The organism is Streptomyces sp. NBC_00461 (genome assembly GCF_036013935.1).
GTDB lineage: Bacteria > Actinomycetota > Actinomycetes > Streptomycetales > Streptomycetaceae > Streptomyces.
Window position 1 is genome coordinate 2,244,514 of the sequence record NZ_CP107902.1, and the last position, 20,533, is coordinate 2,265,046.

Sequence of the window (20,533 nt, forward strand, 5' to 3'; positions counted from 1 at the left end):
GATCAGTGACCCATTCCCAGTCCGCCGTCAACGGGAATGACGGCTCCAGTGATGTACGAGGCGTCGTCGGAGGCGAGGAACCGCACCGTAGCGGCCACCTCCTCCGGCTGCGCGTAGCGGCCGAGCGGCACCTGCTTCACGATGCCCTCACGCTGCTCGTCGGTGAGCACCTTGGTCATGTCGGTGTCGACGAAGCCGGGCGCGACGACGTTGAAGGTGATGTTGCGTGAGCCCAGCTCACGGGCGAGGGAGCGCGCGAAGCCGACGAGGGCGGCCTTGGAGGCGGCGTAGTTGGCCTGACCGGGGCCGCCGAACAGCCCGACGACCGAGGAGATGAGGACGACGCGGCCCTTCTTGGCGCGCAGCATTCCGCGGTTGGCGCGCTTGACCACACGGAAGGTGCCGGTGAGGTTGGTGTCGATGACCGAGGTGAAGTCCTCCTCGGACATGCGCATCAGGAGCTGGTCCTTGGTGATGCCGGCATTGGCCACGAGGACCTCGACCGGGCCGTGCTCGGCCTCGATCTCCTTGTAGGCCTGCTCCACCTGCTCGGTGTCGGTGATGTCGCACTTGACGGCCAGGAAGCCTGCCGGCGGCTCACCCGAGCGGTACGTGATCGCGACCTTGTCGCCGGCGTCGGCGAATGCGCGGGCGATGGCGAGGCCGATGCCCCGGTTGCCTCCGGTGACGAGAACCGAGCGGCTCAACGGATCACCCTTTCGATTGCGGTCTGAATACCCCCGCCCGAACACCTGGATGACAGGCGGCTTCCTCGGAAACCTATCGGGCCCGGGCCGCCCGCGGACAATCGGGCACCGACAGTGGCGTAGAGGACTCGCTGTCGGATCCCTACAGAAAGGTGCCGACCGCACCGGCAAACGTGTGGTCCGCCGGCCGGTCGCCACGACATGATCGGGGCAACCGCCGGTCACTGTCATGCCAACAGGAAGAGACGCAGGTGCCTCATACCATCGACGAAGCCTTCAGGGCACTTCCCCTACGCGCCCTCGCCGACGCAGCGCTCGCACGCGCGCGTGCGCTGGGCGCCGAGCACGCGGACTTCCGGTTCGAGCGGGTGCGCAGCGCGTCCTGGCGGCTGAGGGACGCCAAGCCCGCCGGGTCGTCGGACACCACCGATCTGGGGTACGCGGTGCGCGTCGTGCACGGCGGTACGTGGGGCTTCGCCTCGGGGGTGGATCTGAGCCTCGACGCGGCCGCCAAGGTCGCCTCGCAGGCGGTGGCGATGGCGAAACTGTCCGCCCAGGTGATCAAGGCGGCCGGCTCGGACGAGCGCGTGGAGCTGGCCGACGAGCCGGTGCACACCGACCGGACCTGGATCTCGTCGTACGAGATCGATCCCTTCTCCGTGCCCGACGAGGAGAAGGCTGCGCTGCTGGCGGACTGGAGTTCACGGCTGCTCGCCGCGGGCGGCGTCAACCACGTCGACGCCTCGCTGCTCACCGTGCACGAGAACAAGTTCTACGCCGACACGGCGGGGACCGTGACGACGCAGCAGCGCGTGCGGCTGCATCCGCAGCTGACGGCTGTGGCGGTCGACGAGTCGAGCGGTGAGTTCGACTCGATGCGGACCATCGCGCCGCCGGTCGGACGCGGCTGGGAGTACCTCACCGGCACCGGCTGGGACTGGGAGAGCGAGCTGGAGCAGATCCCGGAGCTGCTCGCCGAGAAGATGCGCGCGCCGAGCGTCGAGGCGGGCCTGTACGACCTCGTCGTCGACCCGTCCAACCTGTGGCTGACCATCCACGAGTCCATCGGCCACGCCACCGAACTGGACCGCGCGCTCGGCTACGAGGCCGCCTACGCCGGCACCTCCTTCGCCACCTTCGACCAGCTCGGCAAGCTGCGCTACGGCTCCGACCTGATGAACGTCACCGGCGACCGCACCGCCGAGCACGGCCTCGCGACCATCGGCTACGACGACGAGGGCGTGGAGGGCCAGTCCTGGGACCTGGTGAAGGACGGCACGCTGGTCGGCTACCAGCTGGACCGGCGGATCGCGAAGCTGACCGGCTTCGAGCGCTCCAACGGCTGCGCGTACGCCGACTCCCCCGGTCATGTGCCCGTGCAGCGCATGGCCAACGTGTCCCTGCGGCCGGATCCGGCCGGGATGTCGACCGAGGACCTGATCGGCGGGGTCGACCGCGGGATCTACGTCGTCGGGGACCGGTCCTGGTCCATCGACATGCAGCGCTACAACTTCCAATTTACGGGGCAGCGGTTCTTCAGGGTCGAGAACGGGCGGATCACCGGGCAGCTGCGGGACGTCGCGTACCAGGCGACGACCACCGACTTCTGGGGCTCGATGGCCGCGGTGGGCGGCCCGCAGACCTACGTCCTCGGCGGCGCCTTCAACTGCGGCAAGGCCCAGCCGGGCCAGGTCGCCGCCGTGTCGCACGGCTGCCCCTCCGCGCTCTTCAAGGGCGTCAACATCCTCAACACCACGCAGGAGGCCGGTCGATGAGCGCCCGCACCAACAAGCCGCACGACATCGTCGAGCGGGCCCTGGAGCTGTCCGCCGCCGATGGCTGCGTCGTGATCGCCGACGAGCACTCGACCGCCAACCTGCGCTGGGCGGGCAACACGCTCACGACGAACGGTGTCACGCGCGGGCGCACGCTCACGGTCATCGCGACCGTCGACGGCAAGGAGGGCACCGCCTCGGGTGTCGTTTCGCGCTCGGCCGTGACCGTGGACGAGCTGGAGCCGCTGGTCCGGGCAGCCGAGGCCGCCGCGCGCGCCGCCGGGCCCGCGGAGGACGCGCAGCCGCTGGTCACGGGCGTGACGCAGGCGCCGGACTTCACAGACGCGCCCGCGGAGACGACCTCCGCCGTGTTCGCCGACTTCGCTCCGGCGCTCGGCGAGGCCTTCGCACGCGCGCGTGCGGGCGGTCGGGAGCTGTACGGCTTCGCCAACCACGAGCTCGTGTCGAGCTACATGGGTACGTCGACGGGTCTGCGCCTGCGACACGACCAGCCCAACGGGACGCTGGAGCTGAACGCCAAGTCGCCTGACCGTACGCGCTCGGCGTGGGCGGGCCGCTCCACCCGGGACTTCAAGGACGTCGACCCGGCGGCGCTGGACGCGGAGCTAGCCGTGCGCCTCGGCTGGGCCGAGCGACGCATCGAGCTGCCGGCCGGGCGCTACGAGACGCTGCTGCCGCCGACCGCCGTCGCGGACCTGCTGATCTATCAGCTGTGGTCGGCCTCGGGCCGGGACGCGGTCGAGGGCCGCACGGTGTTCTCCAGGCCGGGTGGCGGCACGCGCGTGGGCGACAGGCTCAGCGAGCTGCCGCTGACCCTGCGCAGCGACCCGAACGAGCCGGGCCTGGAGTCGGCTCCCTTCGTGATCGCGCACTCCTCCGGCGGCGACCAGTCGGTCTTCGACAACGGCCTGCCGCTCGCGGCCACCGACTGGGTCCGTGAGGGCGAGCTCCGGCACCTCACGACGAGCCGGCACAGCGCGGGCCTGACCGGGCTGCCCGTCGCCCCCGCCATCGACAACCTCGTCCTGACCGGCGGCGACGACCGCTCGCTGGACGAGATGGTCGCCGGCACCGAGCGCGGTCTGCTGCTGACGTGCCTGTGGTACATCCGCGAGGTGGATCCCGCGACGCTGCTGCTGACCGGCCTGACCAGGGACGGCGTGTACCTCGTCGAGAACGGCGAGGTGACGGGCGAGGTGAACAACTTCCGGTTCAACGAGTCGCCGATCGACCTGCTGGGGCGGGCCACCGAGGCGGGACGCACGGAAAAGACGCTGCCGCGGGAGTGGAGCGACTGGTTCACTAGGGCTGCGATGCCCGCGCTGCGGGTGCCGGACTTCAATATGAGCTCTGTCAGTCAGGGCGTATAACCTCGTAGCCGGTAGTCGCCCGGCTGCCCGATCATCACCAAGGAGATACGAGAACCGTGACGGACATCGTCGACGAACTGAAGTGGCGCGGGCTGATCGCCCTCTCCACTGACGAGGACGCATTGCGCAAGGCGTTCGCGGACGGTCCTGTCACGTTCTATTGCGGCTTCGACCCGACCGCGCCCAGTCTGCACCTCGGCAACCTCGTGCAGATCCTGACGATGCGCCGGATCCAGCAGGCGGGCAACCGTCCGCTGGGCCTGGTCGGGGGCGCCACCGGCCTGATCGGTGACCCGAAGCCGAACTCCGAGCGCACGCTCAACGCCCCCGAGGTCGTAGCCCAGTGGGTCGAGCGGCTGCGCGGCCAAATCGCCCCGCTGCTCGACTTCGAGGGCCCGAACGCGGCGGTCATGGTCAACAACCTGGACTGGACCCAGGGCATGTCGGCCATCGAGTTCCTGCGGGACGTCGGCAAGCACTTCCGCGTGAACAAGATGATCGCGAAGGAGGCCGTCGCCCGGCGCCTGGAGTCCCAGGAAGGGATCAGCTACACGGAGTTCAGCTACCAGATCCTGCAGGGCATGGACTACCTGGAGCTGTACCGGCGGTACGGCTGCACGCTGCAGACCGGCGGCAGCGACCAGTGGGGCAACCTCACCTCGGGCACCGACCTGATCCACAAGGTCGAGCCGGACGCGGTGGTGCACGCGCTGGGGACGCCGCTGATCACCAAGGCCGACGGCACCAAGTTCGGCAAGACGGAGTCCGGCACGGTCTGGCTCGACCCCGAGATGACCACGCCGTACGCCTTCTACCAGTTCTGGCTGAACGCGGACGACCGGGACGTCTCCAAGTTCCTGCGCATCTTCAGCTTCCGTTCCCGTGAGGAGATCGAGGAGCTGGAGAAGCAGACCGAGGAGCGTCCGCAGGCCCGGGCCGCTCAGCGTGCGCTGGCCGAGGAGCTGACGACGCTGGTGCACGGCGCGGACCAGACGGCCGCCGTGACCGCCGCGTCCAGGGCCCTGTTCGGGCAGGGCGAGCTGGCGGACCTCGATGAGAAGACGCTCACCGCGTCCCTCTCCGAGGTGCCGCACATCCAGGTCGCCGAGCTGGGGCTCGTCGTGGACCTCCTGGCCGAGGTCGGCCTGGTGGCCAGCAAGTCCGCCGCGCGCCGGACCGTGAAGGAGGGCGGCGCCTACGTGAACAACGTGAAGGTCGCCGCGGAGGACGCCGTGCCCGCCAAGGAGGATCTGCTGCACGGGCGGTGGCTGGTACTGCGCCGGGGCAAGAAGAACCTGGCCGCGGTCGAGGTCACAGGAGCCTAGACCCGCACGAAGGGGGCGGACTTCCTCGCACGGGACGTCCGCCCCCTTCGGCTTGCCCGCCCTCAGGCCGTCGTGCCTGCCCTCAGGCCGTCTGCTTTCTCTTGCCGATCGTCGCCATGTACGCCATGTCGACGAGGAAGACGATGATGATCGCGGCCACGAGCTGGAACGCGTGCCGGCTCCAGTCGATGCCCCGGGTCGATTCAACGCCGAACCCGCGTGCGATGGCGTTGCCGGCGATGGCGCCGAGCATGCCGCAGATGGTGGTCAGCCAGAGGGGGCTGTGCTGCTTGCCCGGGATGATCGCCTTGGCGATCAGGCCCAGCACGAATCCCACGATGATCGCCCACAACCAGCCCATGGCTGCCTCCTCGTACGGCTCGACGTGAGCATTACGCCCAGTGTCGGACCGTGCGCCGTACGGCGCATGTCGGCCACGGCCGTACGTGCTCCGGCTGAGTCCGTCCCGCCCAGGCGTGAGGTGCCCCGGTCTCGTAGGCGGCGCAGGCGCGGCGTAACGTGGACGTGTCCGGGTGTCGTCCCCCGTCGGGGATGCACCGGGCACGAGGACGGGGAGTGTCCGATGCGGGCGGATGGTGGAATGTGATGCGGAAGCTGCATGGCGGTGCCAACGGCCAGGTGTTCCGGATCACCGGCGCACGGACGAGCCTGGACGAGGACGTGCGCGGGCGGCAGCGCCGCTACATCATCTCGATGTCGATCCGAACGGTGGCGGTAATCCTCGCGGCCACGCTGTGGAACGTCGAACGGCACGTCGCGATCGTGGCGTTGGTGCTCGGGGCGGCTCTTCCCTACATCGCCGTGGTGATCGCGAACGCGGGACGGGAGAACGCGCCATCGCTTCCGTCGACGTTCGTGAACGCCCCGATGCGTCCGATGATTGCGCCGAAGGGGACGAACGACGGTTTCGCGGAACCGAACCCGGAAGATGTCGCGGCCGAGCCCGCACCGGGTGCACGAAGCAAACCGCACGACCGCGCGTGAGCGCTGCGGCAGCGTCCAGGACGGCAGTCGACTCCGCGCCAAGCTCAAGAAAAGCTCAGATCAATCATGCTGTTCCAGTGCCGGGCGACAGGTTCCCCGTGACATACTTCGTACGCGCTCCGCATCCCCCGTCGGAGCGACAGACCGACGCCGGGCAGCTCCCCCCGTGGCTGCTCGGCGTCGCCTTGTTCAGCGCCTTTTCCGGCCCGCCTGTGAGACGAATCCGTGAGTGACGAGACCCCGATCTGCTCCGCAAAGGGCTGCCGTACCGACGCCGTGTGGGTGCTCGCGTGGAACAACCCGAAGATCCACACTCCGGAGCGGCGCAAGACGTGGCTGGCGTGTGAGGAGCACCGGGAACACCTGTCGCAGTTCCTCGGAGTGCGGGGCCTCCTGAAGGACGTCGTGAAGCTCGACGACTGGGAAGCGCCCGAGGGTTCCGAGGGTTCCTAGTGCTCCAGCACTAACCGCCGATCGCCGACATCGGGCGGTCCGGCTGGACGAAGGACGGGTCGTCCAGGCCCGCGCCCGCCTTCTTGCCCCACATGGCCAGTCGCCAGATGCGGGCGATCTCCTCGTCCGGGGCGTCGGAGCGCAGGGCGGCGCGCAGGTCCGTCTCCTCCTGCGCGAACAGGCAGGTGCGTATCTGGCCGTCGGCCGTGAGGCGGGTGCGGTCGCAGGCCGCGCAGAACGGGCGGGTGACGGAGGCGATGACGCCGACGCGGTGCGGGCCGCCGTCGACGATCCAGCGCTCGGCGGGGGCCGAGCCGCGCTCCTGGGAGCCTTCTGCGGTCAGCTCGAAGCGGGTGCGCAGCGAGGTGAGGATGTCGCCCGCGGTCACCATGCCCTCGCGCTTCCAGCCGTGCTGGGCGTCCAGGGGCATCTGCTCGATGAAGCGCAGTTCGTAGTCGTGCTCGACCGCCCAGGCGAGCAGGTCCGGGGCCTCGTCCTCGTTCAGGCCGGGCATCAGAACGGTGTTGACCTTGACCGGGGTCAGGCCCGCGGCGCGGGCAGCCTCCAGGCCGTCGATGACGTCCTTGTGCCGGTCCCGGCGGGTGAGGGTCTTGAAGACGGCCGGGCGCAGGGTGTCGAGGGAGACGTTCACCCGGTCCAGGCCCGCCTCCTTCAGGGCGGTCGCGGTGCGCCTGAGGCCGATGCCGTTCGTCGTCAGGGACATCTGGGGGCGGGGGCGCAGGGCGGCGACCCGCTCGACGATGCCGACCAGACCCGGGCGCAGCAGGGGTTCACCGCCGGTGAAGCGGACCTCCTCGATGCCCAGTGAGGTGACGGCGATGTCGATCAGGCGGACGATCTCGTCGTCGGTGAGCAGATCAGGCTTGGCCAGCCACTGCAGGCCCTCTTCGGGCATGCAGTACGTACATCGCAGATTGCACCGGTCGGTCAGCGAGACCCGCAGGTCGGTGGCCACTCGGCCGTAGGTGTCGATGAGCACGTGGGCCCCCTCCCTCGTAGCGGATCAGTACGGATCAGTGTGGATCAGTTGTCTCCCGTCACCTGCGAGCCTACGTGACACCGCTGACAACGACATCGGCCCGATCCCACGAGGTACGACGCGGCCGCGTCGTAGGGATCTACGACGCGGCCGCTCGGGGGGACGGACTGCGCGGGCTGTCAGTGGGCGCCCGTGCCGGTCAGGGACCGGACCTCCAGTTCGGCGTACTTGTCGGTGTTCGGCTCCTCCTTGGACAGGTAGGTGCCGATGACGCCCAGCAGGAAGCCGACCGGGATCGAGATGAGGCCCGGGTTCTCCAGCGGGAACCAGTGGAAGTCGACGTCGGGGAACATCGACGTCTCCTTGCCGGAGACCACCGGCGAGAACAACACGAGGCCGACCGCTGTGATCAGGCCGCCGTAGATCGACCACAGGGCTCCGGAGGTGGTGAACCGCTTCCAGAAGAGGCTGTAGAGGATGGTCGGCAGGTTGGCGGAGGCGGCGACCGCGAAGGCGAGGGCGACGAGTCCCGCCACGTTCAGGTCGCGGGCCAGGGCCCCGAGGCAGATCGAGACGGCGCCGATCGCGACCGTCGCCCAGCGGGCCGAGCGCAGTTCCTGCTTCTCGGTGGCCTGGCCCTTCTTGATGACGTTCGCGTAGATGTCGTGGGCGAACGACGAGGACGAGGCCAGGGTCAGGCCGGCGACGACCGCGAGGATCGTGGCGAAGGCGACCGCGGAGATGGAGGCGAGCAGGATGGCGCCCCAGTTGGAGTCGACGCCGCCCAGATGGAGCGCCAGCAGGGGCGCGGCCGTGTTGCCCGCCTTGTTGGAGGCGATGATCTCGTCCGGCTTGATGAGGGCCGCGGCGCCGAAGCCCAGCGCGAGCGTCATCAGGTAGAAGGCGCCGATCAGGCCGATCGCCCAGTTCACGGACTTACGGGCGGCCTTGGCCGTGGGCACCGTGTAGAAGCGGATCAGGATGTGCGGCAGGCCCGCGGTGCCGAGGACCAGGGCGATGCCCAGGGAGATGAAGTCGAGCTTGGTCGTGGAGGTCGCGCCGTACTTGAGGCCCGGCTCCAGGAAGGGTGTGCCCTTGCCGCTGTTGGACGCGGCCGAACCGAGCAGGTCGGAGATGTTGAAGTGGAACTTCAGCAGCACCAGGAAGGTGAGCAGCAGGGCGCCCGCGATCAGCAGGACGGCCTTGACCATCTGCACCCAGGTGGTGCCCTTCATGCCGCCGATCGTGACGTACACGATCATCAGGACGCCGACCAGGGCCACGATGCCGATCTTGCCCGCGTCGCTGGTGATGCCGAGCAGCAACGAGACGAGAACGCCGGCGCCCGCCATCTGGGCCAGCAGGTAGAAGATCGACACGACGATCGTGGAGGTGCCGGCCGCCGTACGGACCGGGCGCTGGCGCATCCGGTACGCGAGGACGTCGCCCATCGTGTAGCGCCCGGAGTTGCGCAGCGGTTCGGCGACCAGGAGCAGGGCGACCAGCCAGGCGACCAGGAAGCCGATGGAGTACAGGAAGCCGTCGTACCCGAAGAGGGCGATGGCGCCCGCGATGCCCAGGAAGGACGCGGCGGACATGTAGTCGCCGGAGACCGCGAGGCCGTTCTGGAAGGCGGTGAACTGCCGTCCGCCGGCGTAGAAGTCGGCGGCGTCCTTGGTCTGGCGGCCCGCCCACACGGTGATGACGAGGGTCGCGAGGACGAAGACCGAGAACAGGCCGATGATCAGCGGCCGGTGCTCGCTCGCCTCACCGGCGGCGAGCACGGTCTGTTGCGCGATGCTCATGCGTCGCCCTCCATACGGGACTTGATGGCCTCGGCCTTGGGGTCGAGCTTCGCGGCGGAGTACCGCGAGTACCACCAGGCGATGAGGAACGTGGTGAGGAACTGGGCGAGGCCGAGCACGAGGGCGACGTTGATGTTGCCGAACAGCTGGGTGCCCATGAAATCGTCCGCGTAGTTCGACAGCAGGACGTAGAGCAGGTACCAGGCGATGAAGGCGACGGTCAGCGGGAAGGCGAAGGAGCGGTGGGCGCGGCGCAGTTCACCGAACTCCGCACTCTCCTGCTCCGCGACGAACTCCTCGGTCGACGGGAGCCGGGCTTGGGTTTTCGAGGGGGGAGGTGTCTCGGTGGCCACGGAGTCTCCTCGAGTTGCGGATGCGGTGTGTTACGGGGATCGGGGGCGAGTGTCCTAGTGCTCCCTGTCCAAGGTCACGGCGCCACGCGAGGGCGGGTTCAACTCGCTTGACCAGTTTCCGAACTCGCCTTGGGGAACTCATTGCTGACCAGCGGCTTCGGGGGATAACTTCTGCCTGCACCACCCGTCATGCACCTGCCCGAGCGCCACCGTGTCTCGGGCGGTTTCGTTTCCGGATGATGTGGAGATCCCATGGCTCATCTGCGTTCCAGACGCCGGCTCGCCCTCGCGGTGCCGGTCGCACTGTCGCTGACCGCCTCGCTCGGCTTCCTGCCGGCGGCCGCGCAGGCCGCCCCGCGCGCGCAGTCCACGGCCCCGTCGGCCGACGCGGAGAATTTCGCGTATCTCGTCAACACCAGGACGGACCGTCACACGGTCGAGTCGGTCAAGAAGGCGATCACCGCCGCCGGTGGCAGCGTCGTCGCCGCGTACGACAGGATCGGCGTGCTCGTCGCCCATTCCACGAACCCCGACTTCGCCCGCCGGATACGCACGGTGCGCGGCGTCCAGTCGGCGGGTGCCTCGCGTACGGCGCCGGTGACCGCCGCGGGGACGACGGACGAGGGAGCGGTCCAGTACCTCTCCAAGGCCGAGGCCGCGAAGGTCGCCAGGAGTTCGGCGACCGGCCAGGAGCCACTGGAGGCCGACCAGTGGGACCTCAGGGCGATCGGCGCCGACAAGGCTGCCGGGATCGACCCGGGCAGCAAGAAGGTGACCGTCGCCGTCATCGACACCGGCGTGGACGACACCCACCCGGACATCGCGCCCAACTTCTCCGCCTCGCAGTCCGCGAACTGCGCGAGCGGCAAGGCGGACACCACCTACGGCTCCTGGCGGCCGGTGAACGACGGCAACCACTACCACGGCACGCACGTGGCCGGCGAGATCGCCGCGGCCCGCAACGGCATAGGCGTCGCGGGTGTCGCACCCGGCGTGAAGGTCGCGAGCATCACCGTGGCACAGCCGGACGCGAACTCGCTGTTCTTCCCGGAGAGCGTCGTGTGCGCCTTCGTGTTCGCCGCCGATCACGGCGTCGAAGTCACCAACAACAGCTATTACGTTGACCCATGGCTGTACAACTGCATGGACGACCCCGATCAACGTGCCATCGTTGATTCGGTCAACAGGGCCCAGCTGTACGCACAACGCAAGGGCACGCTCAATGTCGCCTCGGCGGGCAACTCCAATGACGACCTCGATTCGAACGCCCTCACCGACGCGTCCAGCCCCGACGACTCGACCCCGGCGACCCGCACGGTCGACCCGCACGAGTGCTTCGACGTACCGACGCAGCTGCCGGGTGTCGTCACGGTGAGCGCGACGGGCGTCACCGGCGCCAAGTCGTACTACTCCAGCTACGGTGACGGCGTCATCGACGTCGCGGCGCCGGGCGGGGACAAGTACAAGGCGGCGGACACGCCGTCGAAGGACGGCCGCATCCTGTCGACTCTGCCGAACAACCAGTACGGCTATCTCCAGGGCACGTCGATGGCCTCGCCGCACGTCGCGGGTGTCGCCGCGCTGCTCAAGTCGGCGCACCCGCACGCGTCCCCGGCCCGTCTGCAGGCGCTCCTCAAGGCGCAGGCCGACAACCCGGGCTGCCCGACCGGCCCGTACGACGGCAACGGCGACGGTGTCGTCGACGCCACCTGCGTGGGCGGCAAGCGGGTCAACGGCTTCTACGGCTTCGGCATCGTCAACGCACTGCGCGCGGTGAAGTAGGACCTGCGCGAGCGAGGTGAAGGGCCGGACGGGCACCCCCGTCCGGCCCTTCCTCATGACACAGGCCAGGGTCGGTCCACGTCGGGACGGTATCGGCCGGTGTCGACTTCCGCTCACATATTGATTGAATCAATACTGCATAGTGTTGTCATGACTGACATCAACAGCATCAAGTCGGCGTGGTCGGCGCTGGGCGGAGATCCCGTCCTCGCCTCACGAGTCACCGTCGTCGTGCGCCGGGGAGCGCTCGAAGCGCGGCTTCCGGTGCGGGAGTTGGCGCGGGGGTGCGTCGGAGCGTGTGCGTTGGCCGCTGCGGAGTTGGGGGCTCGGCGGGGCGGGCCGACGGAGGTGCCGGGGGTGGTGGTGGACGACGGGGCCGTCGCCGCGGCCTTCCACAGTGAGCGGGTTCTGCTGGTCGACGGGCGGGCGCCGGTCGGCTTCGCGCCCTTGTCGCGGTTCTGGCGGACGGCGGACGGGTGGGTGCGGACACACGCGAACTATCCGCACCACCGGGCCCGGCTGCTGGACGTGGTGGGGGCGTCCGAGGACGTGGGCGCCGTCGGGGCGGCCCTCGCCGAGCGGTCCGCGGTCGACGTCGAGGAGGCCGTGTACGCGGCCGGAGGGCTGGCCGTGGCCCTGCGGACGCCCAAGGAGTGGGCCGCGCACGAGCAGGCGGCCGCCGTGTCCGCGCGGCCCCTGGTGGAGCGCGAGCGGCTCGACTCCGCGCCCGGGCGTGTGCTCACGCCGGTCGACGGGTCTCCCCTGCTGCCCGCCGCCGGGCTGCGCGTCCTGGACCTGACCCGGGTCCTCGCGGGCCCGGTCGCCACCCGCACACTCGCTCTGCTGGGCGCGGACGTACTGCGCGTCGATCCGCCGCAGTTGCCCGAACTGCCCGACCAGCACGCCGACACCGGGTTCGGGAAGCGGTCGGCGACCCTCGACCTGGCGGCGGACCGGGGGATCTTCGAGGATCTGCTCGCCAAGGCCGACGTCGTCGTCACCGGGTATCGGCCGGGTGCCCTCGACCGGTTCGGGCTGTCGGCGCAGGCACTGGCCGAGCGGCGCCCGGGGATCGTCGTCGCGCAGGTGTCCGCCTGGGGCGCGTACGGGCCCTGGGGGGACCGGCGTGGCTTCGACAGCCTGGTGCAGGTGGCCTCGGGGATCGCCGACACCGAAGGCTCCCAGGAGCGGCCGGGTGCGCTGCCCGCGCAGGCTCTCGACCACGGCACGGGCTATCTGCTCGCAGCCGCGGTGCTGCGAGCGCTGACCGAGCAGTCGTACGAGGGCGGGAGCCGGTTCGTCCGGCTGGCGCTGGCGCGGACGGCTCAGTGGCTCGTGCACGGCATCGAGGCCGGCGCCGCCGGGGACGAGGCGTACGACGGGCCCGGGCCCTGGCTCGCCGGGACGGACAGCCCGCTGGGCCGGCTGCGGTACGCGCTGCCGCCGGTGTCCTTCGCGGGCGGGCCCGTCGACTGGGCGCGGCCGCCAATGCCCTGGGGTACGGATCCCGCGCGGCGACTCTGAGTTCCGGGGCGACCGAAAACGTACCCATGGGTGGAATGCCGTACGGCCAGTTGTTCGCCTTCACTTGCCCGGTTATGCGACGGCTGGTGAAGATCTTGAGGTGACCTTGATGAGACGACCGGCCGAGGCGGCCGACGCGAGCGGGCCGGTACGGCGTCCCGGTGCCGGCCGGGCCGTCGCCGTCCTCGTCCTGGTGGCGCTGGCGGCGCTGATACCGCTGCTCGGCCCGTCCGCCACGCTGCACGGCACCGGGGAGGCCGCCGCACCCGGTGTCGGCGGCATCGCGCTGCTGCGGGCGGTGCTGTTCGCCGCGCTGTGCGTCCCGGTGGGCGAACTCTTCGTGAACCGTCTGGCCCGTTCGCTGCCCGGCGCCCCCGCGGACGCGCCCCGCAGCTGGGCCCCGTACGCGGCCGCCGCCGGTTTCGTCGCGGCCCTGGGGCTGGCGTCGGTGGTGGCCACGGGCAACCTGGTGCCGCACAGCCTCGCCGAGATCGACGTGGGCGGCCTGTCCGACTCACGGGACGGCAGGCTCGCGCTCGTCGAGGTCAACGGCTTCCTGGCGGCCGGCCTGTGTGCCCTGTCGGGCCGTCCGGCGACCCGGGCGTGGCCGCTGGCCGCCGTGGTCGTGGCGGAAGCGCTGCGGGCGCATCCCGCGACCGAGCACGACCCGCTGCTCGGGGCGGGGCTGACGCTGGTTCACCTGACGTGCGCGACGCTGTGGGCGGGCGGTCTGCTGCACGCACTGCGCACGCTGCGCCGGTGGGGGCCGTCGGAGGCGGGCCCTGCCCTGCTGGGGCTCTACGCGCGCGTGGCGGCCGTTCTGCTCGCCGTCATCACCGCGACCGGGGTGTGGAGTTCGCTGCGCCGCATGCCGTCCCACACGATCCTCGACCAGCTGACGACGACGGCGTACGGGCGCACCCTGCTCGCCAAGGTGATCCTCGTGGCCGCCGTCATCGTGCTCGCGCTGTGGGCGCGGGTCCGGCTGCGCCGCGCCCCCGATCCGCTGACCGCCTGCGGTCCCGCGCGGGCAGAGGTCGTCACTCTGGGGGTGGTGGTCGTGGTGTCGGGGCTGCTGACGGCGCTGCCGCTGCCCATCAGATGGTGAATGCCGGCGGACGCCCGGACGGTGAACGTCAGTTCGTCACCAGCACCTTGAGTGCTGTGCGCTCGTCCATCGCCTTGTAGCCGTCGGGGACGCCCTCCAGACCGACCGTCATGTCGAAGACCGGCGAGGCGTCGACGGTGCCGTCCAGGACGTCGGGCAGCAGCTCCGGGATGTAGGCGCGGACCGGTGCGACGCCGCCGCGCAGCGCGATGTTCCGGTCGAACATGACGCCGAGGTCAAGACCGGTGCCGCTGCCGTGCGGCACGCCGACGAAGCCGATCGCGCCGCCGTCGCGGGTGATGTTGACCGCCGTACGCATGGACTGTTCCGTACCGACGGCCTCGACGACCGCGTGCGCGCCCTGTCCGCGCGTGAGTTCGCGTACGGCCTCGACGGCTTCGTCCCCGCGTGCGGCGACGACGTCGGTGGCGCCGAAGCGGCGCGCGATGTCCGTGCGGACCTGGTGGCGGCCCAGCGCGATGATCCGCTCCGCGCCGAGGCGCCGGGCGGCGAGCACCGCGCACAGGCCGACGGCTCCGTCGCCGACCACGGCGACCGTGGCTCCCGGGCGGGCGCCCGCGCCGAGCACCGCGTGATGACCGGTGCCGAGCACGTCGGAGAGTGTGAGCAGGGAGGACAGCAGGTGGTCGTCGGAGGCGGCGTCCTTGGGGAGCTGTACGAGGGTGCCGTCGGCGAACGGCACGCGGACGGCCTCGCCCTGGCCGCCGTCGTGTCCGACGGCGCCCCAGAAGCCGCCGTGCTCGCAGGAGGTGGTGAGGCCCTCGCGGCAGTGGTCGCAGACACCGTCGGACCACATGAAGGGCGCGACCACGAGGTCACCACGGCGCACGCTGTCCACCTCGGAGCCGGTCTCCTCGACGATGCCGAGGAACTCGTGTCCGATCCGCTGCCCCGGCTGCCGGGCCGCCTCGCCGCGGTAGGCCCACAGGTCGCTGCCGCAGATGCAGGCGCGCAGCACCCGCACCACGGCGTCGGTGGGCAGCTGCACCACGGGCTCGGGCACGTCCTCCACACGCATGTCGTACGGGGCGTGGATGGTGGTGGCGCGCATGGCGAGGATCCTTCTCGTGCGGTGGTGTGGCTGCGCTCAGGGGTGGCGAGCGCACTTCACCGTACGTCGCGGGGCGGGGCAGCCGCGCATCGAGGTCCGTGGACGGGGCGGTCAGACCCCGGCCACCCCCAGCAGCCTCCCCGCCGCGTAGGTGACCCCCATCGCCAGGGCTCCGCCCACCGCGTTCCGCAGGACCGCACGCCCAGGTGCCGCGGAGCCGAGCCGTGCGCTGGACCAGCCGGTGAGGGCGAGAGCGGCCAGTACCGACACCACCGTGACCCACAGCCGCCAGTCCGACGGCGGCAGCACGATCGCCAGCAGCGGCAGCAGTGCCCCCACGGTGAACGCCAGGAAGCTCGCCCACGCCGCGTGCCACGGATTGGTCAGCTCGTCGGGATCGATGCCGAGCTCCACGCGCGCGTGCGCACGGAGCGGGTCGCGTTCCGTCAGCTGCTCGGCGGCCTCCCTGGCCACCTCGCGCGACATCCCCCGCTCCTGGAGCAGCTGGGTCAGTTCCTCCAGCTCGGCCTCAGGCTGCTCGCGCAGCTCCCGCCGCTCCAGGGCGAGGGCCGCCATCTCCGAGTCCCGCTGGGTGGAGACGGACACGTACTCGCCCGCGGCCATCGACATCGACCCGGCGAGCAGGCCCGCGAGCCCCGCGGTGAGCAGCGCCGAGCGGTTGTCGGTCGCACCGGCCACGCCGACGACGAGACCCGCGGTGGACACGATGCCGTCGTTCGCGCCCAGGACGGCAGCCCGCAGCCAGTTCAGCCGCGTGCCCAGCGAGCCCCCGTGCGCCTCGTCGTGCGTTGGTTCCATCACCCGGGGAGGATCCCACCCCGGGTCTCACCCCACCCGCAGCGACGCCCCTTTCGCGAACGCCGGGCTCGTCGCGTCGGCCGGCGGCGTTGCCAGCGGCCCGGCCAGTTCCGCCACGGCCGGCCCCACCTTCGCCGCGATCGGGTCCAGCAGGTCCAGGTCGAAGCCGTACACGCGGGCCGCGTTGCCGCCCGCACCGCGGCCCTGGCAGACTTCCTGCACACCCACAACCACCATCGCTGCCACACCGCACTCGGCGGCCGGCCACCCATCAGCCGCGTCAACAACGCTACGGGTCAATACACCTAGGCGCTCACCCGTTCCACGGCCTTGCCGCGTTGGCCGCTCGTTTCTCGCCGATCGTGATGCCGAGCAGACGGCGGACCGGCAGGTCGGCCACCGGGTCATCCATGGACTCGCGCAGCACGACGTCCCCGGTGACGCGCTCCAGCCGGCGCACCTTCTCCTCGCGCAGGCAGTGCACGAGCACCGGGCCCGCGTCGAAGCCCGAACCGTCCACCGCGGGAAGGAACTTGAAGTAGAAGTCGGTCTTCCGGCTCGGCTCCGGCAGCGGCAGGTCCTCGCTCACCGCGCCGCGCACCTCGACGAAGGCGATGGAGTGCCGGGCGAGCGAGGCGTGGACGACGAGGCCGTCACGCTCGAGAGTCACCTCGCCGAGCTTCTTGGCTCCCCGAAGACCTCGCGGCCGCCGGTGAGGGCCCGCTCCTGGGTCATCGGCATGACGAGCGGATACCAGCCGTCGACGCCGGCGTGCGAGGCGGCGACCGCGAACGAGCCCGCACCGAGCGGGTATCCGGGCAGCTCGACCTTGCTGATGCTCACCCGGGCCAGCCGCCGGCCCGTGGGTTTCAGGGGCGGCGGCAGGACCGCCGCGAGGGCGTCCGGGTCGGTCTCCCAGAGGGCCACCACACCGGTGGACCAGATGTCGGGAAGCCGTGCGCTCGCTGTGCGCGCGGCGGCGATCTCCGCCTCGGTCCGTGCGCCGTACCGTACGCGTGCCATACGCCGCACCGCCCCTCCGTCGACCGTCACACGCCGGGCGGGCAGCACGCTTGCACCGGGTGCCGAAAGGGTCCATAGCCGTGGGCACAGACATTCGCGCCATTCGCGGCACCCGAACAGACGGGCGCGCAAGGGCACCTGACGGACAGGACTGTCAGTGGCGGCCCGTATCCTCAGGGACCATGCTCGAAGACCTGACGACCGCCGCGTCCTCCCCGACGACGTGGCCGACCGCGTATCCGCAGGGATACGCGGTCGTTGACGTGGAGACCACCGGACTGGCGCGGGACGACCGGATAATCTCCGCGGCCGTCTACCGGCTGGACGCGCGCGGCGAGGTCGAGGACCACTGGTACACCACTGTCAACCCGGAGCGGGACCCGGGGCCGGTGTGGATCCACGGTCTGACGAGCGAGGCACTGGAGGGCGCGCCCCTCTTCCAGGACATCGCCGAGGAGTTCGCGACCCGGCTGGACGGCAGGGTCCTCGTCGCGCACAACGCCGTCTTCGACTGGCAGATGATCGCGCGGGAGTACGCGCGCGCGAAGAGCGAGGCACCGGTGCGTCAGCGGCTGTGCACCATCGCGCTCTCCAAGGAGCTGGGCCTGCCGCTGCCCAACCACAAGCTGGAGTCGCTGGCCGCCCACTTCGGCGTCGTACAGCAGCGCGCGCACCACGCGCTGGACGACGCGCGCGTGCTGGCGGAGGCGTTCCGGCCGAGCCTGAGGGCCGCGGCGGCGCGGGGCGTACGGCTGCCGCTGCTGGAGTGCCGGCCGCTGACGGAGTGGAGCGACCGGCCGGTGCCGCGTCAGTCCGGCGGTGGCTACGGCAGCTATCGGCCGACCAGTTGGCGTCCGTCCCGCAAAAGGCCCGCATGCCCTCATCCCAACCCGGGGCGTTACGAAGACGGCAAACCGCTCAAGCAGGGCATGCGGGTGGCCTTCTCCGGGGACACCTCGGTCGAGCGCGACCTGTTGGAGGACCGCGCCGTCGAGGCCGGTCTGCATGTCGCGACGAGCCTGTCCCGGCTGACCAGCCTGCTCGTCACGAACGACCCGGACTCGGCCACGTCGAAGGTGGTCAAGGCCCGGCAGTTCGGCACCCCGGTGGTGGACGAGGCGGCGTTCGGGCAGTTGCTCAGGGATGTTGAGCCCGCGGACGGGTGACCCGTACGGACGGGTGATTGCCACGCGACTCGCCCGCCGTCCGCTCGCCCGCGCGCCGGCGAAGGCTCACCCTGTGGCGCATGGCGACCTGTGAAGTATGTGGCAATGACTACGGAATGTCCTTCGAGGTGCATGCGCAAGGAGCGGTGCACGTCTTCGACTGCTTCTCCTGCGCGATCCACCGCATGGCACCCGTGTGCGAGCACTGTCGTGTGCAGATCATCGGCCAGGGCGTCGAGGTCGAGGGCCAGTGGTACTGCGGCGCGCACTGCGCCCGTGCGGAGGGCAAGGTGGGGATCATCGACAAGGTGTAACCCGCGACCCGCCCGATCGCGCCCCACGACCGAGTTGTACGGTCGTGGGGTGTACCGCTTCCTGTTGTCCCGGCAGTGGGTGATCCTCACCCTGATCGCCCTTGTCCTGATCCCCACGATGATCAGGCTGGGCATCTGGCAGAAGCACCGCTACGAGATGCGGACCGCCCGCAACGACCTCGTCTCCTCGGCACTGCACGCCAAGCCGGTCCCCGTGGAGCGGCTGACCTCCCCCGGGCACGCGGTCACGAGCACCGAGAAGTACCGCACGGTCACCGTGACGGGCACCTTCGACACCGCCCGCGAGGTCGTCGTCCGGCGCCGCACCAACGACGACGACGAGGTCGGCTTCCACGTCCTGACCCCACTCGTCCTGACGGACGGCAAGGTGGTGCTCGTCAACCGTGGCTGGATCCCGGCGAACGGCGCGCAGACCGCCTTCCCGAAGATCCCCACGCCCCCGGCCGGCAAGGTCACCATCGAGGGCCGCCTGAAGGCCGACGAGACCACCGCGACGAGCGGCATCAAGGAGATCAAGGGTCTGCCGGCCCGGCAGATCATGCTGATCAACAGCGAGGAGCAGGCGCGGCGGCTCGGCGCCGAGGTCCTCGGCGGTTATGTCGAGCAGACTGCGCCCGAGGCGAAGGGCGGCAGTCCCGAGCAGATCTCGGATCCCGGCAGCGAGGACGCACCGCTGAACTACGCGTACATGATCCAGTGGTGGCTGTTCGCCGCGGGCGTCCCGTACGGCTGGTGGGTTCTCGTACGGCGGGAGCGGCGCGACCGGGCGGAGGCGGCGGCCAAGGAGAGCGCGGAGGAAGCGGAACCGGCCGCGGTGTGAGCCTCCCGCCTCCGGCCCTGTGACCCGCCTTGTGCTCCTGGGCCGTTGCGGCCCTCACCGGCCGAGACGGTCGCGCCAGTACAGGAACGTGCGCTCCGGCTCGGGCAGCAGCTCCCAGGGATGGGATGTCATGTGGCGGCCGATGCGCCGGAAGACGGCGGCGGCCTCGGCCGGGCGGTGGATGCGGATCAGGGCGAACGCGAGGACGTTGAGGTCGGCGACGGCCTCGGCGTGCGGCGCGGCGGCGGCGGCGGAGAACCAGTCGGTCAGGGCCGCGGCCACCTCGTCGGCCGCCCGGGGTTCGTGCCAGTGGCTGTCGGCCACGAGGGGCATCTGCCGGTGCCGGTGGGCGACGAGTTCCACGCGGGCCGCGACGGGGAGCAGGGCGAGCGGTGACCCGTGCGGCGCGCGGGCCGCGCCCTGATGCGCGAAGTCCAGCATGTCGACGACCGTGCCGTGGCCGCGCGGCGACAGGTAGCGCAGCAGCTGGTGGTAGGCGGTGCGGAGCAAGGGGGCGCGGGTGACTGCCTCGGTCCACACCGGGACCGCGTCACGGACCGGTACCGCGAAGGAGTGCATCAACTCCAGCAGCGCCAGCCAGGGGACCGGGTCCTCGGGGCAGCAGTCGGCCGCCCGCAGGCACGCCCGCTCGGCCTCCCGCGCGGCGCCCCGACCCTCGGCCGCGGCCCGCACCGACCGCTCCCAGGCCCTCAGTACCAGGGCGTCCCCGTCGCCGGGCCGGTCGGCGGACCATCGTTCGGAGACCGAGGGTGGCAGGTTCCGCGCCAGCACGGCGACCCGGTGCACCCGGCGGTCCCAGTCCCGCCCCGTGTCCTCCAGCAGGTCGGCGACCGGCTCCCAGAGCGGACGGGTGCGCCCGGCGCCGAGCCCGTGGAGCTGCCGGCCGGGGCGGAGTTCGTCCAAGGTCGAGTGCAGCGCGTGGTCGTCGAGCTCCGGGCGGATCAGCAGGGCTGTGCGGCGTCTGAACATCGGTCCTGTTTCCCTGACTCCTGAGTCGCGTGCCTGAGGGGCGGGCGCGCCGATCGGGCGCCCGCCCCTGGGACCTGTCC

At 70.8% G+C, this 20,533-nt stretch carries 19 protein-coding genes and 3 pseudogenes; 12 read left to right on the forward strand and 10 right to left on the reverse strand.

Going from position 1 to position 20,533, the window contains the following annotated elements; all coding sequences use genetic code 11:
• Positions 1 to 2: 2 nt before the first annotated feature.
• Positions 3 to 707 (reverse strand): 3-oxoacyl-[acyl-carrier-protein] reductase, encoded by a 705-nt coding sequence (gene fabG / locus OG870_RS10715; RefSeq protein ID WP_266511824.1) that lies wholly within the window; start codon positions 705 to 707, stop codon positions 3 to 5.
• A gap of 251 nt (positions 708 to 958) precedes the next feature.
• Here fabG and OG870_RS10720 point away from each other — a divergent pair, with 251 nt between their 5' ends.
• Genes OG870_RS10720 through tyrS form a run of 3 tightly spaced genes read left to right on the forward strand, consistent with a single transcriptional unit; the run spans position 959 to position 5,198 of the window.
• The gene (locus OG870_RS10720) at positions 959 to 2,482 is read left to right on the forward strand and encodes a TldD/PmbA family protein (RefSeq protein WP_266511827.1); all 1,524 of its coding nucleotides are present in this window, start codon (positions 959 to 961) and stop codon (positions 2,480 to 2,482) included.
• The gene (locus OG870_RS10725) at positions 2,479 to 3,873 is read left to right on the forward strand and encodes a metallopeptidase TldD-related protein (RefSeq protein ID WP_266511830.1); all 1,395 of its coding nucleotides are present in this window, start codon (positions 2,479 to 2,481) and stop codon (positions 3,871 to 3,873) included. The genes OG870_RS10720 and OG870_RS10725 overlap by 4 nt, the downstream gene beginning before the upstream one ends.
• A gap of 56 nt (positions 3,874 to 3,929) precedes the next feature.
• Positions 3,930 to 5,198, forward strand: coding sequence for a tyrosine--tRNA ligase (tyrS, locus tag OG870_RS10730; RefSeq protein ID WP_266511832.1), 1,269 nt, complete (start codon positions 3,930 to 3,932; stop codon positions 5,196 to 5,198).
• Positions 5,199 to 5,280: 82 nt separating this feature from the next.
• Here the strand turns inward: tyrS and OG870_RS10735 are convergent, their stop codons facing one another.
• A complete protein-coding gene (locus OG870_RS10735; protein ID WP_266511835.1) occupies positions 5,281 to 5,559 on the reverse strand; it encodes a GlsB/YeaQ/YmgE family stress response membrane protein in 279 nt (92 codons plus the stop codon).
• A gap of 245 nt (positions 5,560 to 5,804) precedes the next feature.
• Between OG870_RS10735 and OG870_RS10740 the strand changes: the two genes are divergently transcribed.
• The gene (locus OG870_RS10740) at positions 5,805 to 6,203 is read left to right on the forward strand and encodes a DUF3099 domain-containing protein (RefSeq protein ID WP_266588485.1); all 399 of its coding nucleotides are present in this window, start codon (positions 5,805 to 5,807) and stop codon (positions 6,201 to 6,203) included.
• Positions 6,204 to 6,428: 225 nt separating this feature from the next.
• Positions 6,429 to 6,656: a hypothetical protein gene (locus OG870_RS10745; protein ID WP_266585633.1), complete on the forward strand. Its 228-nt coding sequence runs from the start codon at positions 6,429 to 6,431 to the stop codon at positions 6,654 to 6,656.
• Between the two features lie 10 nt (positions 6,657 to 6,666).
• Here OG870_RS10745 and moaA read toward each other — a convergent pair whose 3' ends face one another.
• The 3 genes from moaA to OG870_RS10760 all read right to left on the reverse strand — a co-directional run bounded on the left by moaA (position 6,667) and on the right by OG870_RS10760 (position 9,814).
• Positions 6,667 to 7,656 carry a GTP 3',8-cyclase MoaA gene (gene moaA / locus OG870_RS10750; RefSeq protein WP_266511844.1) on the reverse strand — a complete coding sequence of 330 codons (990 nt, stop codon included), beginning with the start codon at positions 7,654 to 7,656 and terminating at the stop codon, positions 6,667 to 6,669.
• Positions 7,657 to 7,835: 179 nt separating this feature from the next.
• The gene (locus OG870_RS10755) at positions 7,836 to 9,461 is read right to left on the reverse strand and encodes a solute symporter family protein (protein WP_266511846.1); all 1,626 of its coding nucleotides are present in this window, start codon (positions 9,459 to 9,461) and stop codon (positions 7,836 to 7,838) included.
• Complete coding sequence (locus OG870_RS10760) at positions 9,458 to 9,814, reverse strand: DUF485 domain-containing protein (protein ID WP_266511848.1); 357 nt, start codon at positions 9,812 to 9,814, stop codon at positions 9,458 to 9,460. The genes OG870_RS10755 and OG870_RS10760 overlap by 4 nt, the downstream gene beginning before the upstream one ends.
• Before the next feature lie 252 nt (positions 9,815 to 10,066).
• Between OG870_RS10760 and OG870_RS10765 the strand changes: the two genes are divergently transcribed.
• The 3 genes from OG870_RS10765 (at position 10,067) to OG870_RS10775 (ending at position 14,228) form a co-directional block, all read left to right on the forward strand.
• Positions 10,067 to 11,596 (forward strand): S8 family serine peptidase, encoded by a 1,530-nt coding sequence (locus OG870_RS10765; RefSeq protein WP_266585632.1) that lies wholly within the window; start codon positions 10,067 to 10,069, stop codon positions 11,594 to 11,596.
• 150 nt (positions 11,597 to 11,746) lie between these two features.
• On the forward strand, positions 11,747 to 13,120 hold the full coding sequence (locus OG870_RS10770; protein WP_266585631.1) for a CoA transferase: 1,374 nt from the start codon (positions 11,747 to 11,749) through the stop codon (positions 13,118 to 13,120).
• 109 nt (positions 13,121 to 13,229) lie between these two features.
• The gene (locus tag OG870_RS10775; protein WP_266585630.1) at positions 13,230 to 14,228 is read left to right on the forward strand and encodes a copper resistance D family protein; all 999 of its coding nucleotides are present in this window, start codon (positions 13,230 to 13,232) and stop codon (positions 14,226 to 14,228) included.
• Between the two features lie 28 nt (positions 14,229 to 14,256).
• On the opposite strand, the gene OG870_RS10780 is transcribed toward OG870_RS10775, so the two are convergent.
• From OG870_RS10780 to OG870_RS10790, 3 genes and pseudogenes are all read right to left on the reverse strand, one after another.
• Positions 14,257 to 15,300: a zinc-dependent alcohol dehydrogenase family protein gene (locus OG870_RS10780; RefSeq protein ID WP_266511858.1), complete on the reverse strand. Its 1,044-nt coding sequence runs from the start codon at positions 15,298 to 15,300 to the stop codon at positions 14,257 to 14,259.
• A 111-nt stretch (positions 15,301 to 15,411) separates the two neighbouring features.
• Positions 15,412 to 16,122 carry a VIT1/CCC1 transporter family protein gene (locus tag OG870_RS10785; protein ID WP_266511860.1) on the reverse strand — a complete coding sequence of 237 codons (711 nt, stop codon included), beginning with the start codon at positions 16,120 to 16,122 and terminating at the stop codon, positions 15,412 to 15,414.
• Between the two features lie 24 nt (positions 16,123 to 16,146).
• Positions 16,147 to 16,311: pseudogene (locus tag OG870_RS10790) on the reverse strand (amidohydrolase family protein); the annotation flags it as partial.
• On the opposite strand from OG870_RS10790, the pseudogene OG870_RS48135 reads away from it, so the two are divergent.
• Positions 16,312 to 16,428, forward strand: a pseudogene (locus OG870_RS48135) (IS481 family transposase); the annotation flags it as partial.
• On the opposite strand, the pseudogene OG870_RS10795 reads toward OG870_RS48135, so the two are convergent.
• Positions 16,428 to 17,142, reverse strand: a pseudogene (locus tag OG870_RS10795) (acetoacetate decarboxylase family protein); the annotation flags it as partial. The pseudogenes OG870_RS48135 and OG870_RS10795 overlap by 1 nt on opposite strands.
• A 182-nt stretch (positions 17,143 to 17,324) precedes the next feature.
• Between OG870_RS10795 and OG870_RS10800 the strand changes: the two are divergent.
• The 3 genes from OG870_RS10800 (at position 17,325) to OG870_RS10810 (ending at position 19,463) form a co-directional block, all read left to right on the forward strand.
• Positions 17,325 to 18,308: a DEDDh family exonuclease gene (locus OG870_RS10800; protein ID WP_266511866.1), complete on the forward strand. Its 984-nt coding sequence runs from the start codon at positions 17,325 to 17,327 to the stop codon at positions 18,306 to 18,308.
• 80 nt (positions 18,309 to 18,388) lie between these two features.
• A complete protein-coding gene (locus OG870_RS10805) occupies positions 18,389 to 18,622 on the forward strand; it encodes a hypothetical protein (RefSeq protein WP_266511868.1) in 234 nt (77 codons plus the stop codon).
• Positions 18,623 to 18,671: 49 nt separating this feature from the next.
• Entirely contained in the window at positions 18,672 to 19,463 is a 792-nt protein-coding gene (locus OG870_RS10810) for an SURF1 family cytochrome oxidase biogenesis protein (protein WP_266511870.1), read from the forward strand.
• Between the two features lie 54 nt (positions 19,464 to 19,517).
• Here OG870_RS10810 and OG870_RS10815 read toward each other — a convergent pair whose 3' ends face one another.
• Complete coding sequence (locus tag OG870_RS10815; protein ID WP_266585629.1) at positions 19,518 to 20,453, reverse strand: hypothetical protein; 936 nt, start codon at positions 20,451 to 20,453, stop codon at positions 19,518 to 19,520.
• Positions 20,454 to 20,533 lie beyond the last annotated feature (80 nt).